The 14,030-nt window shown below is 40.0% G+C and carries 12 protein-coding genes; 10 read left to right on the forward strand and 2 right to left on the reverse strand.

Going from position 1 to position 14,030, the window contains the following annotated elements:
- Positions 1-344: 344 nt before the first annotated feature.
- The 10 genes from mce (at position 345) to R3X28_RS14225 (ending at position 11,018) form a co-directional block, all read left to right on the forward strand.
- On the forward strand, positions 345-752 hold the full coding sequence (mce, locus tag R3X28_RS14180) for a methylmalonyl-CoA epimerase (RefSeq protein ID WP_154365066.1): 408 nt from the start codon (positions 345-347) through the stop codon (positions 750-752).
- A 30-nt stretch (positions 753-782) separates the two neighbouring features.
- Complete coding sequence (locus R3X28_RS14185; protein ID WP_154365065.1) at positions 783-2,342, forward strand: acyl-CoA carboxylase subunit beta; 1,560 nt, start codon at positions 783-785, stop codon at positions 2,340-2,342.
- Positions 2,339-2,707, forward strand: a complete 369-nt coding sequence (locus tag R3X28_RS14190) for an OadG family protein (protein WP_154365064.1) — start codon at positions 2,339-2,341, stop codon at positions 2,705-2,707. The genes R3X28_RS14185 and R3X28_RS14190 overlap by 4 nt, the downstream gene beginning before the upstream one ends.
- 59 nt (positions 2,708-2,766) lie before the next feature.
- The gene (locus R3X28_RS14195) at positions 2,767-3,186 is read left to right on the forward strand and encodes a biotin/lipoyl-containing protein (protein WP_282056556.1); all 420 of its coding nucleotides are present in this window, start codon (positions 2,767-2,769) and stop codon (positions 3,184-3,186) included.
- 77 nt (positions 3,187-3,263) lie between these two features.
- Positions 3,264-4,586, forward strand: coding sequence for a sodium ion-translocating decarboxylase subunit beta (locus tag R3X28_RS14200; protein ID WP_282056557.1), 1,323 nt, complete (start codon positions 3,264-3,266; stop codon positions 4,584-4,586).
- 44 nt (positions 4,587-4,630) lie between these two features.
- Positions 4,631-5,917 carry an acetyl-CoA hydrolase/transferase family protein gene (locus R3X28_RS14205; protein WP_154365061.1) on the forward strand — a complete coding sequence of 429 codons (1,287 nt, stop codon included), beginning with the start codon at positions 4,631-4,633 and terminating at the stop codon, positions 5,915-5,917.
- 55 nt (positions 5,918-5,972) lie between these two features.
- The gene (locus R3X28_RS14210) at positions 5,973-7,763 is read left to right on the forward strand and encodes a methylmalonyl-CoA mutase family protein (protein ID WP_317665124.1); all 1,791 of its coding nucleotides are present in this window, start codon (positions 5,973-5,975) and stop codon (positions 7,761-7,763) included.
- Positions 7,764-7,768: 5 nt separating this feature from the next.
- Positions 7,769-9,898: a methylmalonyl-CoA mutase gene (gene scpA / locus R3X28_RS14215; protein ID WP_154365059.1), complete on the forward strand. Its 2,130-nt coding sequence runs from the start codon at positions 7,769-7,771 to the stop codon at positions 9,896-9,898.
- A gap of 183 nt (positions 9,899-10,081) precedes the next feature.
- Positions 10,082-10,786 carry an ATP-binding protein gene (locus tag R3X28_RS14220; RefSeq protein ID WP_317665126.1) on the forward strand — a complete coding sequence of 235 codons (705 nt, stop codon included), beginning with the start codon at positions 10,082-10,084 and terminating at the stop codon, positions 10,784-10,786.
- On the forward strand, positions 10,779-11,018 hold the full coding sequence (locus R3X28_RS14225; RefSeq protein ID WP_317665128.1) for a cysteine-rich CWC family protein: 240 nt from the start codon (positions 10,779-10,781) through the stop codon (positions 11,016-11,018). Before R3X28_RS14220 ends, R3X28_RS14225 begins: the two co-directional genes overlap by 8 nt.
- 110 nt (positions 11,019-11,128) lie before the next feature.
- Here the strand turns inward: R3X28_RS14225 and R3X28_RS14230 are convergent, their stop codons facing one another.
- Positions 11,129-12,718: an aspartate:alanine exchanger family transporter gene (locus R3X28_RS14230; protein WP_154365056.1), complete on the reverse strand. Its 1,590-nt coding sequence runs from the start codon at positions 12,716-12,718 to the stop codon at positions 11,129-11,131.
- A 185-nt stretch (positions 12,719-12,903) separates the two neighbouring features.
- Positions 12,904-13,992 carry a glycoside hydrolase family 76 protein gene (locus tag R3X28_RS14235; protein WP_317665130.1) on the reverse strand — a complete coding sequence of 363 codons (1,089 nt, stop codon included), beginning with the start codon at positions 13,990-13,992 and terminating at the stop codon, positions 12,904-12,906.
- Positions 13,993-14,030: the final 38 nt, after the last annotated feature.

Here is a 14,030-nt window from a genome sequence, read left to right on the forward strand (position 1 = left end):
TCTTTATTTTATAAAGGGCTCGGCCATAGAATAATGGGTGTGAAAAACAGTATTGTAATACTTAATGATTCCTTCATGAATGAAATCGTTGGTTATTGATTTCATTTCCTAATTTTATTAAACAAGTAAAGTTGTCCCAGTATGCAGTGATAGACTAATCCATGATTCGTAGATTCCTGAGAATAAAAGGCATAATGGGGTCATTTTTAGTTGATTTTATTATATTTTATGACATCTGTCATAAAATCGGGTAGAAGTTGGGGGTAAATTTGTCCCTTAATTTCAATAAAATAGGTTTTAAAGGAATAGTTTTTAATAATAATCATACGTAAAATTCAACAACCATGAACATTTCCCACATTGAACATTTAGGAATAGCCGTAGATAATCTCGAAGAGTCGATAAAATACTACGAAGGAGTGTTGGGCCTAAAATGCTACGCTATTGAAGAAGTGGCCGATCAAAAAGTGAAGACCGCCTTTTTCATGGTAGGTTCCACAAAAATAGAATTACTGGAAAGTACTTCACCGGATGGTCCTATTGGTAAATTCATTGAAAAGAAAGGACCGGGTATACATCATTTGGCATTTGCGGTCAAAGATACAGATGAAGCCCTTAAAACAGCCGAAGAAAGAGGTGTTCGCTTAATTGATAAAGTATCTAGGAAAGGTGCTGAAGGATTGAACATCGGATTCTTGCATCCTAAATCCACACACGGTGTTTTAACTGAACTTTGCTCAAAAAAACAATAATTAGGAATCAAATAACCAATATAAATAAGAATGGCAAATCAAGAAAAAATCAATGAACTCATTGAGAAAAGGGCCGAAGCCAGATTAGGTGGTGGTGAAAAACGGATTGATTCCCAACACGCTAAAGGTAAACTTACCGCGAGGGAAAGAATTGATCTATTGTTAGATGAAGATAGTTTCGAGGAGTTCGATATGTTCGTAACCCATAGGACAAAATCGTTCGGGTTGGATAAACAGCGTTTCCTTTCCGATGGTGTGGTTACCGGTCACGGTACCATAGACGGTAGGATCGTTTATGTTTTCTCTCAGGATTTCACTGTTTTCGGTGGATCACTTTCGGAAACCTATGCATTGAAGATTTGTAAGATTATGGACATGGCGATGAAAATCGGAGTTCCTGTAATCGGACTTAATGATAGTGGTGGTGCACGTATTCAAGAAGGGGTAAGATCTTTGGCCGGTTATGCCGAGATTTTCCAAAGAAATATTATGGCTTCTGGGGTTATACCACAGATTTCATCAATTTTAGGCCCTTGTGCCGGTGGAGCGGTTTACTCTCCAGCATTGACCGATTTTACCGTTATGACCGACAAAACCAGTTACATGTTCGTAACAGGTCCTAAGGTTGTACAAACAGTTACAGGGGAAGTGGTAACGGCAGAACAATTAGGTGGTGCCAATATACATTCTACAAAATCGGGTGTATCGCATTTCTTGGCAGAAAGTGATGAAGAGAACTTGTTGTTGATTAGAAAATTAATGAGTTACTTGCCTTCAAATAACCTTGAAGATCCACCAAGCATAACTTGTGATGACCCAATAGATCGTTTAGAAGATGCCTTGAATGAAATCATTCCTGAGAACCCGAACCAACCTTATGATATTGTAGATGTTATTTCTATCATTGTCGATAATGGTGAGTTTACAGAGGTTCATAGGAATTATGCACGTAATATCTGTGTAGGTTTTGCTAGATTCAATGGTCGTTCAGTAGGTATCGTTGCCAACCAACCTAAATATTATGCCGGTGTATTGGATATTGAAGCCTCTAGAAAGGCAGCACGTTTTGTACGCTTCTGTGATGCTTTTAATATTCCTATCGTCACATTGGTAGATGTACCTGGGTTCTTGCCAGGAACAGGACAGGAATACGGTGGAATCATCCTTCATGGAGCCAAATTATTGTTCGCTTATGGTGAAGCAACCGTTCCTAAAGTAACCATAACTTTACGTAAATCTTATGGTGGTGCCCATGATGTAATGAGCTGTAAGCAATTAAGAGGTGATTTGAACTATGCTTGGCCAACTGCTGAAATTGCGGTAATGGGGGCAAAAGGAGCTGTTGAGGTACTCGAAGGAAGCAATATTCGTAAAATCGAGGATGCCGATGAGAAAAGCAAGTACATCACCAAGAAAGAAGATGAGTACACTGAGAAATTTGCCAACCCTTATGTAGCGGCCAAATACGGTTTTATCGATGATGTTATTGAGCCTCGAAACACTCGTTTCAGAATAGTTAGGGCTTTGGAATTACTTTCGAACAAGAAAGAGGTCAACCCTCCTAAAAAACACTCAAACTTACCATTATGATGTTATTGACTATGAGTATGCAAGCAGATCAGATCAGTGAAGGGTATGTTATATTGTTGACTGGACTTCTAATTGTCTTCAGTGCATTATTGATCCTTTCATTGTTCTTTCAATTTGGGTTGCCGGTGATGTTATATCTATATCGGATCATTACCAAAGGAAGGGACAAAAAGATCAAGGATATTCCTATCACCGCCGATGAGAATTTTACCGGCGAAGTTGCAGCGGCCATATCAACAGCTATTCATTTGTATTTAAATGAACAGCATGATGATGAAAATGCCGTATTGACCATTAAACAAGCCAGAAAATTATATTCTCCTTGGAGTTCCAAAATTTATGGTACACATCAAAAACTTAAATAAAAATATTGGTTTGTCGTATAATTTTTTAGCAGATCCGGTAACAAGAAACAACCAAAAGAATGAAACACTTTAATTTTAATATCCAGAATAACAATTACAATGTAAAGATTCTTTCGCACGAAGGAAATATCATTGAAATGGAAGTAAACGGAACCTCCTATTCCGTAAAAATGAAGGAGGAAACCAAAAAAGCCAAAACACCTACTTTGGTTCGTGCAGCGTCAAAAAGACCTGCAGAGCCTTTAAAGGTAAATCCAGGTTCATCAAAGACAAAGATCGTCGCGCCCATTCCGGGAGTAGTACTTTCCCTTGATGTTAAAGTTGGGGATACCATAAAAGTAGGCGACCGTTTATTGGTGTTAGAGGCCATGAAAATGGAAAACAACATCGCTTCCGAAAAAGCAGGAACCGTTACTGCGGTGAATGTTAGTGTTGGTCAGCAAGTATTGCAGAACGAAGTAATGATAGAACTTGAGTAGAAATTTCGTAATTGTAGGTGTTGTCCCTGCTTTCTTGCAGAACCAGTGCCTTGCAAATACTCGCAAAAAAACATAAAATGAAGAAAATACTTTTAATATTCGGAGTACTATCATTACTGATCTTTATACGACCTGTTTTGGGATTCAGTGGTGATGTGAACCCTAAAGATGAAATAGAGACCGTTAATCAGCAACCAACAGTTCAGGAAGATCAAGGGGTGTTCGGAAATGCCGTGCACGGTATGCAGCAATTCTATAATTATACTGGTTTTGCCAATGCCACTTGGGGACATATCATTATGATCCTCATCGGTATTGTATTTATCTATTTAGGTATAAAATTTGATTACGAACCTTTGTTGTTGATACCTATAGGTATTGGTGTGATAATTGGGAATATACCTTTTGTTGCAGGTAACCAAACCGGTATTTACGAGACGGGATCTGTATTGAATTATCTATATTTTGGGGTGGTAAAAGGGATTTATCCCCCATTGATTTTCTTGGGTATCGGGGCAATGACCGATTTTTCCTCTTTGATCGCCAATCCAAAATTGATGTTATTGGGCGCTGCAGCGCAGATCGGTGTTTTTGGAACATTCTTGGGTGCGCTTTATCTAGGGTTCGCTTTGCCTGAGGCAGGTGCAATTGGCATAATTGGTGGGGCAGATGGCCCTACGGCGATATTCTTGTCATCTAAATTGGCGAATGGTGTCAATATCCTCCCTGATGGAACAACTGTTAAAAACCTGATCGGACCTATTGCCATTGCCGCTTATTCTTATATGGCCTTGGTTCCCGTTATTCAACCACCTATTATGAGGTTGTTGGTTAATAAAGAGGATAGGAAAATCAGGATGAAACCACCAAGGGCCGTTACACAAAAGGAAAAAATGATTTTCCCTGTCGTAGCTCTATTGTTGACTACTTTTATTTCTCCCAGTGCATTACCACTATTGGGTATGTTGTTCTTCGGTAATTTATTAAAGGAGTCTGGTAGAACAGAACGTCTTGCCGATACGGCCAGAACAAAACTTATCGATATTGTTACTATATTGCTAGGTGTTACGGTAGGTGCCTCAACACAAGCGGATATATTTATCACCAAGGATTCAATGTTGATTTTTACACTAGGTGCCGTTTCATTTGTGATTGCCACTATGGGAGGGTTACTTTTTGCAAAATTCATGAACCTATTCCTTAAAGGGGATAATAAGATCAATCCGTTGATCGGTGCTTCAGGGGTTTCGGCAGTTCCTGATAGTGCTAGGGTTGTACATGCCGAGGCGCTAAAATCAGACCCGCATAATTATCTGTTGATGCATGCCATGGCTCCAAACGTTTCAGGAGTTATAGGTTCTGCTATCGCAGCAGGTATTTTGTTGAGTTTCTTAGCATAATTGAACGTATTTAGATTGGATAATTAGATATAAAAATTAGAAAGATGAAAATTCCGAATGTAATGTCAGCTGATGAAGCTGTAAAATTGATAGAATCTGGAAATAGGGTATTGATTCAAGGTGGTTCAGCAACACCACAAGCTTTGATTAAAGCAATGGTCGCAAGGGCTCCTGAATTAAGGAATGTTGAAATCGTACACTTGCATACTGAAGGTGAATGCGGGTATACCGAGCCTGAATATAGGGAAAGCTTTCATACCAATGCATTCTTTATTGGGGGTAATATTCGAAAAAGAATAGGTGATACCGCTGATTATATTCCTATTTTTTTAAGTGATATCCCTAGTTTGTTCAGGGAAGGGTATATGGATCTTGATGTCGTTATGGTCAATGTTTCCCCTCCAGATAAGCATGGTTTCTGCTCCTTAGGGGTTTCGGTTGATATTGTCCTATCTGGAATTGAGCAAGGTAAAAAAGTAATTGCCCAGATCAATCCGTTAATGCCACGTACTTTTGGCGACGCACAAATTCACGTTAAAAACTTTGATGCTTGTGTTGAAATCGAAGAGGAAATCTACGAAATGAGCTTTGTGGATCCTTCTGAAACAGAAAAAGCTATAGGTAAAAATATCGCTGGGATCATAGAGGATGGTGCAACACTTCAAATGGGTATTGGAGGAATTCCTAATGCCGTTTTAACGTTTTTGCACAATCACAAGAACTTAGGGGTACATACAGAAATGTTCTCAGAAGGTATCGTTGACCTCGTTGAAAAAGGTATCGTAAACGGTTCGCAGAAAAAAACGAATCCTTATAAAATCGTATCAGGTTTCGCAATGGGTACACGTCGTTTATATGACTTTATGGATGATAACCCAGAAATTGAAATGAAAGACATCGCTTATGTGAACGATACAGCGGTCATTCGTCAAAACCCTAAGGTAACCGCTATAAACTCTGCTATTGAAGTGGATCTGACCGGTCAGATCTGTGCTGATTCAATCGGTACAAGAATGTTCTCAGGAGTTGGTGGGCAAATGGACTTTATGCGAGGTGCGGCATTGTCAAAAGGAGGAAAACCGATCTGTGCGATTACTTCAACAACATTAAAAGGGGTATCTAAAATCGTACCTGCTTTAAAACCAGGGGCTGGGGTTGTTACTACACGTGCCCATGCGCGTTTTGTGGCAACGGAATATGGTGTTGCCGAACTGTTCGGAAGAAGCTTGAAACAAAGGGCAGTTGCGCTAAGGGATATTGCACATCCAGATAGCAGGGAAGAACTTGATAAAGCTATCTTCGAAAGATTCGGAAGTACCATTTCGGTGTAGTTTTTTAAAAGATATAGAATAGCAAATTAATATATCATTACTAATAGCACATATTATGAACGATAAGAATAAATCACTTTTTTCAGAATTCCCTCCGGTTTCTACCGAGCAGTGGATGGAAAGGGTGACGGCAGATTTAAAAGGAGCAGATTTTGATAAGAAACTGGTTTGGAAAAACCTTTCGGGAATCAATATCCAACCTTGTTATAATGCTGATAGCAAAATTGAACAACTTAAAAATACAGGGGAAAATTCCCAATCCCTATTTAATTATAGAAGCGTTGCCGTGGCAAACGCAGAGAGTGGAAATAAGTTAGCCTTAAAAGCCGTTGAAGAAGGAATGAACGGAATCATTTTCCAAGTAAAGGGAAATGTTTCGGCCGCAAGCCTGTTGAACGGTATCGATTTAAATGAAATTGCGGTTTCTTTTGAGTTGGCGGACAACGCCGTTGACTTTACGGCTGAATTGGTGAAGGTTGCCAAAGGAAAAGACTTGAAAGGATATATTGATGCGGGAATAATTTCCGATTATGTTACCACAGGTTCTTTTGATGAAGGTCAAATTGAAGTTGTTTCAGAATTGATCAAATTAACGGCTGATTTCCCAAGTTTCAAGGCAATCACGATTTCGGGAACTGAATATTTGGATTCAGGTGCTAACCAAGTGCAAGAGATTGCCTACACCTTGAATTCTTTGGTTTTCCTAACCGATAAATTAACTGAAAAAGGTGTAGATACCAATGATATATTCAACAACTTGAACTTTAAACTGGCCATTGGTTTAGAGTATTTTGTTGAGATAGGTAAATTTAGGGCCTTTAATAGTTTATTGGCCGAAATTGCTGCTAAATATGGTGTAGCCGAGGTTAACAAAACAGTTACGGCAAAAACTTCTATCTGGAGTAAATCAATAACAGATGCGAATACGAATATGTTGCGCGCTACCACAGAGGCCATGTCCGCAATATTGGGTAATGTTGATGGCGTTTTAATTGATCCTTATGATAAGGAATTTAAAGAGCCCTCAGAGTTTTCAAATAGAATAGCGGGTAACATAACCACGATATTAAGGGAAGAATCCTATTTTGGTAAAGTAACGAATCCAGTAGATGGATCTTACTATGTTGAAGAGGTTACTACTAAAATTGCGGAAAAAGCTTTGGAATTGTTCAAGGCTATCGAAACCGCAGGAGGTTTTTATGCGGCATTTGAAAACGAAACGATCCAACAACAAATCGCTGATATCCGTTTACAAAAATTAAAATTGATCAGTCAGCGTAGGCTTCCTATGGTCGGGGTGAACAAATATCCCAATTTAATGGAAAGCGTTGCATCCGATTTGCTTTCTAGAGGTGCGGAAGATAATCCAAAATTGTTGACTCCAAGAAGGGCTTCTTTGGAAATCGAGGCCATGCGAAGAAAGACCGAAGAATTGGTTGCGAAAACCAAGGTACGTCCTATAGTCCAGTTGGCAAGTTATGGTAATTTGACCATGCGTAAGGCTAGAGCTGCTTTTGCTTACGATTTTATCGGTGTTAGTGGTTTTGACGTTCATCAAGAAGAAAGTTTTGAAAGCGCTGCGGTTGCTGCTACGGAAAGTGCAAAATCAAATTCGCACGTAGTGGTTATTTGTAGTTCCGATCAGGATTATGATGAAACGGCACTCGACTTTATAAAAGCATTTAGGGCCATTACTACCAGCAAGGTTTTATTGTTGGCCGGTGCCCCTAAAAATATGGATGAACTGACTGAAGCAGGTTTAGACGGAATTGTAAATATGAGAACCGATGTTCTGGTAACACTTTCAAGTATTCAGGAAAAAGTTCAAAAAACACTAAAATCTTAAGAAGTATGAAACCAGATTTTTCAGATATAAAATTAAATTCAGCTGTTAAGCAAACGGCTGCTACTTCAGAGAATCAAGACGTTTGGAATACTCCTGAAGGAATACCGGTAAAAAAACAATTTACAGCCGAAGATATTAAGGATGCGGAGCATTTAAGGTATGCCGCTGGTGTGCCACCTTTTTTAAGAGGGCCTTATAGTGCAATGTATGCCATGCGCCCTTGGACGATCCGCCAGTATGCAGGTTTCTCAACTGCTGAGGAATCTAATGCTTTCTATCGAAGAAACTTGGCTGCAGGTCAAAAGGGACTTTCTGTCGCATTCGATTTGGCCACGCACCGTGGGTACGATTCCGATCACCCCCGTGTAACCGGTGATGTTGGTAAGGCCGGGGTTGCCATAGATTCTATTTTAGATATGGAAATCCTTTTCGATCAGATCCCTTTGGATAAAATGTCGGTTTCCATGACAATGAACGGTGCGGTATTGCCCATTATGGCTTTTTATATTGCTGCAGCCCGCAAACAAGGCGTTTCTTTGGATAAACTTTCTGGTACCATCCAGAATGATATCTTAAAAGAGTTCATGGTGCGTAATACATACATATACCCACCATTACCTTCAATGAAAATTATTGGTGATATCTTTGATTACACCACTAAGAATATGCCAAAGTTCAACTCAATTTCTATCTCCGGTTATCACATGCAAGAAGCTGGTGCAACGGCCGATATTGAGTTGGCATATACATTGGCTGATGGAATGGAGTATATTAGAACGGGATTGAAATCCGGTTTAAAAATCGATGAATTCGCTCCTCGTTTGTCATTCTTCTGGGCGGTTGGTATGAATCACTTTATGGAAATCGCCAAAATGCGTGCCGCACGTATGCTATGGGCAAAGATCATAAAATCATTCAACCCAACAAATCCAAAGTCAATGGCATTGCGTACGCATAGTCAGACTTCAGGATGGAGTTTAAGTGAGCAAGATCCTTTCAACAACGTTGCCCGTACATGTATCGAAGCTATGGCTGCCGGATTGGGAGGAACACAATCCTTACATACAAACGCGTTGGATGAAGCTATTGCTTTACCGACCGATTTCTCTGCCCGTATTGCTCGTAATACACAGATTTATATCCAGGATGAAACGCAGATGACCAAAGCGGTCGATCCATGGGCCGGTTCTTACTATGTAGAGTACCTAACCCAGGAGATTGCCAAAAAAGCTTGGAAATTGATTGAAGAAGTTGAAGAACTGGGCGGAATGGCAAAAGCCATCGAGACCGGGGTACCTAAAATGCGTATCGAGGAAGCCTCGGCCCGTAAACAGGCCCGATTGGATTCTGGTCAGGATATCTTGGTAGGTGTGAATAAATTCAGGACCAAAGAGAAAGCCAATATCGAGATTCTTGAGGTTGATAACTCGGTCGTTCGTGATTCACAGATAGAGCGTCTTAAAAAACTACGTGCCAATAGGGATCAATCAGTTGTTGATGCCAATCTTGCCGCATTATCGAAATGTGCTGAGACAGGTAAAGGGAATTTATTGGAATTGGCCGTTGAGGCTGCCGAGAATTTTGCTACTTTAGGTGAGATTTCAGATGCTTTAGAGGTTCATTTTGGTCGTCATAAAGCAGATACTAGATTAATCAGTGGTGTATACAGTAAAGAAGTGGATAACGATAGTACTTTTGAAAAAGCACAAAAATTGGCCGATAAGTTTGCCGAAATTGAAGGTCGTCGCCCAAGGGTGATGATTGCTAAAATGGGGCAAGATGGCCATGATAGGGGAGCCAAGGTGGTTGCCTCTAGTTTTGCGGATTTAGGTTTTGATGTAGATATGGGCTCTTTGTTCCAAACTCCTGAGGAGGTTGCGAAACAGGCTGTTGAGAACGATGTTCACTTTGTAGGGGCTTCAAGTTTGGCTGCAGGGCACAAAACATTGATACCACAATTGATCGGTGAGTTGGAAAAACTTGGAAGACCTGATATCATGGTATTTGCAGGTGGAGTAATTCCCGAACAGGATTATGACTATTTATTGGAAAGGAAAGTAGCTGCCATATTCGGACCTGGTACCGTAATTTCCGAATCTGCCATTACAATAATGGAGAAATATTTAGAGCAATAAGGATTTGTTTCCTTAAGCGGTTTTTGTCAAGGTCTATCATTTACTAAGGCGAAAATTGCTCTCAAATAAAAAGAAACCACTATCTGATTTTTTATTGGATAGTGGTTTTATGATTCATGGATATGAACATTACTGATTAACTTTATCATTTTTTAACCCTAAAGTCATCCATCCAAATTATTTATGACGAAGCTTAGAACTTATATGAATTGGAGCAGTGGTAAAGATGCCGCTCTTGGGCTCCATTACCTCTTGCAGGACCCCGGATATAATGTTGAATGTATACTAACGACCGTAAATGCACATTTCAATCGGGTCAGCATGCATGGGTTAAGGATTGAAATGCTGGAACAACAAGTTAAGTCCATTGGCTTGCCAAGCCATAGGGTGGCGTTGCCAGAGAGTCCTTCAAATGGTGAATATGAAAAACTGATGGGCCAAAAGGTCGAAGAATTAAAAGCTGAGGGAATGGAATATGCTGGTTTTGGTGATATTTTCTTGGAAGACCTAAGGGTGTATCGTGAGCAACAACTAGCGCAAGTTGGTATTAAAACTGTCTTCCCGTTATGGAAAAAAGATACCACCCAATTGACCCAGGATTTCTTGGGCAAAGGTTTCAAGACCATTGTAGTCTGCGTGAACGCTGCCGTCTTGGACGAGTCGTTTGTCGGAAGGATCATCGATGAGGATTTTATAAACGATTTGCCCGAAGGGGTGGATCCTTGTGGTGAAAACGGCGAATTCCATACCTTTTGTTACGATGCTCCCTATTTTAAAAACCCAGTTCAATTCACTGTAGGGGAAAAAGTGTATCGGGAATATAAAAATGGGGAAACTACTAACGGTTTTTGGTTCTGTGATTTAATACCCTTGGAAACGAATGAATAAACACGAGGATAAAAATTGTCCAAGATGTAATACGGTCTTCGAATGTAAAGTGGGTTCCATATTACTATGTCAATGCACCATGGTAACGTTAAATGAGGAAGAACGTGCATATTTAAGGGAAAGGTATACCGATTGCCTTTGCGCTTCCTGTATGCAAGCAGTAAAGGTCGAGTACCATAACAACCTACTCCAGGAAAATATAGATAAGCTGTCGGGTAAGACTAAAAGGTAAATTTATTCGCCTCAAGCTATTGCGAAATCCCGAAGGGCTAAAAACATATGTTCGTCACTAGTGAAGCCTACAATGCTCTTTTTAATACCGATTCCCTACTATTAGAACAATTAGAACAATAGCCCTAAAATCTGAGTACAAATAATCAAAAGTACCATCGCTATAGGGTAGACCGTTGCGTAGGCTAAGGATGGTGCGTCTGTTTTGGTCATTGTATCAACAGCGGCTAACCCAGGGGTACTTGTCATTGATCCCGTAATGGTTCCTAATAAGGTCAAGGCGTTTATTTTGAAAAAGATACGGGCAACAATCGCGGCGAAAAGCATGGGTAGAAAAGTCATTAAACCACCGACCAAGAATAGTTTAATGCCATATTGTGAATAGGTCTCTACCAATGTGGCCCCTGCTTCAGTTCCCACAACAGCCAAGAAAAGCATTAGTCCGAACTGTCTCAGAAGTTGATTGGCATTGCCACTCATCATCCATAAAACATTCCCGGTTTTGCCTACACGGCCTAATATCATGGCAACAATCAGAACACCTCCTGTAAGACCTAGGTTAAAACTGAACGTATCCCCAAAATTGATGGAAACCCCTCCGACCAAAATACCGATGACGATACCCAATGCCAATGGAAAAAAATTGGTGTCGGAAAGTTCACTTTTATTATTCCCGATCAATTGCGATATCTGGGAAACATTGTCTTTTTCGCTAGAGATCATCAATTTGTCCCCGATCTGTAATTTTAGGGTTGAATTTGGTGATAAATCTATACCACTTCTTCGTATTCTGGTTATGGTGGCATTGAAATTTTCCCTCAAATTCAATTCCCCTAATGATTTATTCACCAATTCAGTTCGGGTCATCAAATAGGATTGGGATACATACTGCTCTCCAAAGGCGATTTCAACATCTGATTTTGGTCCAATCAATAATTCGACCCGTCTTAGCGATTCTTCGCTTCCTACGACCCGCACGTAATCGCCTTTGTGTAATACCGTATCTTTCTTAGGGGTAAAGGCCTTTCCGTCGTGCATAACCCTTGAAATAACCCCTTTGGTCATGGAGCGTACCCTAAGTTCCCCAATGGTTTTATTTATGGCCCCTTCGTGCTCTACAACGAAATTGGCCCTGGTAATGGTTTCGTAATGACTAAGTGCCTTCGCCTCATAGTCTTTTTCTTCTTTGGTAAGGTTTATTCTTAAAAATTTCGGGTACAGTTTAACGAACAGGATAACTCCGATGACCCCAAATGGGTAGGCAATACCATAACCGATAGATGCCAATGGTGAATGTGTTATATCGATTACCGTTGCCAAACCCGGTGTACTTGTAAGTGCGCCGGCCATTAAACCAATGGCGATGGATTTGTCTATATCCAAAACCACAATGGCAAGTAGGGCCAAAACGGCGGCGGATATAATTACTATGGTCGCCATGATCATCAAGTTCTTCCCGTCTTTTCTGAAAGAATCGAAAAATCCGGGACCGGCCTGCAAGCCTATGGTGTAGATAAACAATATCAATCCTATTTTTTGAAGGATATTCGGAAGTGAAACGCCAAGATGTCCAAAAAGAAGGGCGACGAATATAATGGCGGAAATATCCAATGATATCCCTTTTACTTTTATGTTTCCAATGATGAATCCGATACAAATGATCAAGAATAAAACGAGGTAGGTAGTGTCTAAAAAGTGCATGAAGGTTTATTTTGAAAAAATAAGTGACAAAAGTAAATTATTAAAAAGTTGCTGAAACTGACATTTGTTATATTTCCTAAAAAACTAAATCGTTAAAAATGCTATCGAATTCATAATTATGGCCTTTACACTGGGTCATCTGAAAAAGTACAACACCACCACACCATCACGAATTAACTTAAATACTACAGTGATAAGGCGGCATTGAATGCATCAAGAGCGGAGGAAACCGTCGCTGCATTTGGCTCCGAAGGCGCATCCCAAACCACGCCAGGGGCTTGTTTACCTTTGTTCATGGCCTTGTTCCATATGGCATTAGCATTCTTTTTGATAAATTGTTTATACATTTTTTTTGGGCTTTGTTCATTTAAGAACATAAGATGCCGCATAAAGACACCCTTGAACTGTTTGGAATCCGGACGGCATTTATCCGGTTCACATCTTTTCTCGACCAAGACCAAATCGCTATTCGTCATGTTTTTTACTGTTGCCTTGGCAAGGTCATGGGCGCTTTTTATATAATGCTTTTCGCCTGTTATCTTTTTTAGGTTTACCAAACCCGTCAGAACAACGCCCTGATTATAGGTCCAAACATTTTCTGTAATAGATTCCTTTCCGTTTTTAAACCGAATCCCATCTTGCATGTTCCCGTTGCTATTTATCAATTTCGATTTGATCATCCAATCCCAAATGGATATCGCCCAACGTAGCGCTGTTTTACCATTTACCTCTTTGGTACCGGCCAAATGCAATCTTGTGGCCAATGTTAGGGCAAGGCCATTACTGATAGATCCTTTGAACTCCAGTTCTTTTTTCCAATATAATCCACCGGTATCGCTCCATCCTGTAGTGATATCTTTAAAAATGATATTGGCCATATCTAAGTACTTTTGTTCCCCGGTGTACTCCCAAGCATCTAACCAAGCAAGTGCCCACCAACCTTCATCATCATAAAACTCGTTGATGTAATTCTTGCAGACCCATGCAGGTTTCGTTTCCGTGGCCTCAACCTCGAACTCCTTCGTCTTATTGAAAATATCCTCAATACTTTCCTTAAAATCGGTGTTTTTGGTCAACTTGGCATTATTGATAAGGGCAGTTAGGATGTTTGCGGCATTCCACCATGATGTGGTTTCCCAAAGACCGGTTTCCTCATTATGCCAATTATCTAAATAGCGCACTAATTCCTTTGATTGGTCTTCAATGGTTTCTTGGCCCAACGATAATTGAATTGCCGAGAGAAATACAAAAATAAATAGTATCGATTTCTTCATTGAAAACTAATTTTAATTCTTAGGTCGATAATAGAACC

The sequence above is a fragment of the Maribacter sp. TH_r10 genome (assembly GCF_033101095.1).
Lineage (GTDB): Bacteria > Bacteroidota > Bacteroidia > Flavobacteriales > Flavobacteriaceae > Maribacter_A > Maribacter_A luteus.

Excerpts from the sequence above, each read along its gene's own strand:
- mce (WP_154365066.1), top strand. The coding sequence starts at position 345 with ATGAACATTTCCCACATTGAACATTTAGGAATAGCCGTAGATAATCTC.
- R3X28_RS14185 (WP_154365065.1), top strand. The coding sequence starts at position 783 with ATGGCAAATCAAGAAAAAATCAATGAACTCATTGAGAAAAGGGCCGAA.
- R3X28_RS14190 (WP_154365064.1), top strand. The coding sequence starts at position 2,339 with ATGATGTTATTGACTATGAGTATGCAAGCAGATCAGATCAGTGAAGGG.
- R3X28_RS14195 (WP_282056556.1), top strand. The coding sequence starts at position 2,767 with ATGAAACACTTTAATTTTAATATCCAGAATAACAATTACAATGTAAAG.
- R3X28_RS14200 (WP_282056557.1), top strand. The coding sequence starts at position 3,264 with ATGAAGAAAATACTTTTAATATTCGGAGTACTATCATTACTGATCTTT.
- R3X28_RS14205 (WP_154365061.1), top strand. The coding sequence starts at position 4,631 with ATGAAAATTCCGAATGTAATGTCAGCTGATGAAGCTGTAAAATTGATA.
- R3X28_RS14210 (WP_317665124.1), top strand. The coding sequence starts at position 5,973 with ATGAACGATAAGAATAAATCACTTTTTTCAGAATTCCCTCCGGTTTCT.
- scpA (WP_154365059.1), top strand. The coding sequence starts at position 7,769 with ATGAAACCAGATTTTTCAGATATAAAATTAAATTCAGCTGTTAAGCAA.
- R3X28_RS14220 (WP_317665126.1), top strand. The coding sequence starts at position 10,082 with ATGACGAAGCTTAGAACTTATATGAATTGGAGCAGTGGTAAAGATGCC.
- R3X28_RS14225 (WP_317665128.1), top strand. The coding sequence starts at position 10,779 with ATGAATAAACACGAGGATAAAAATTGTCCAAGATGTAATACGGTCTTC.
- R3X28_RS14230 (WP_154365056.1), bottom strand. The coding sequence starts at position 12,718 with ATGCACTTTTTAGACACTACCTACCTCGTTTTATTCTTGATCATTTGT.
- R3X28_RS14235 (WP_317665130.1), bottom strand. The coding sequence starts at position 13,992 with ATGAAGAAATCGATACTATTTATTTTTGTATTTCTCTCGGCAATTCAA.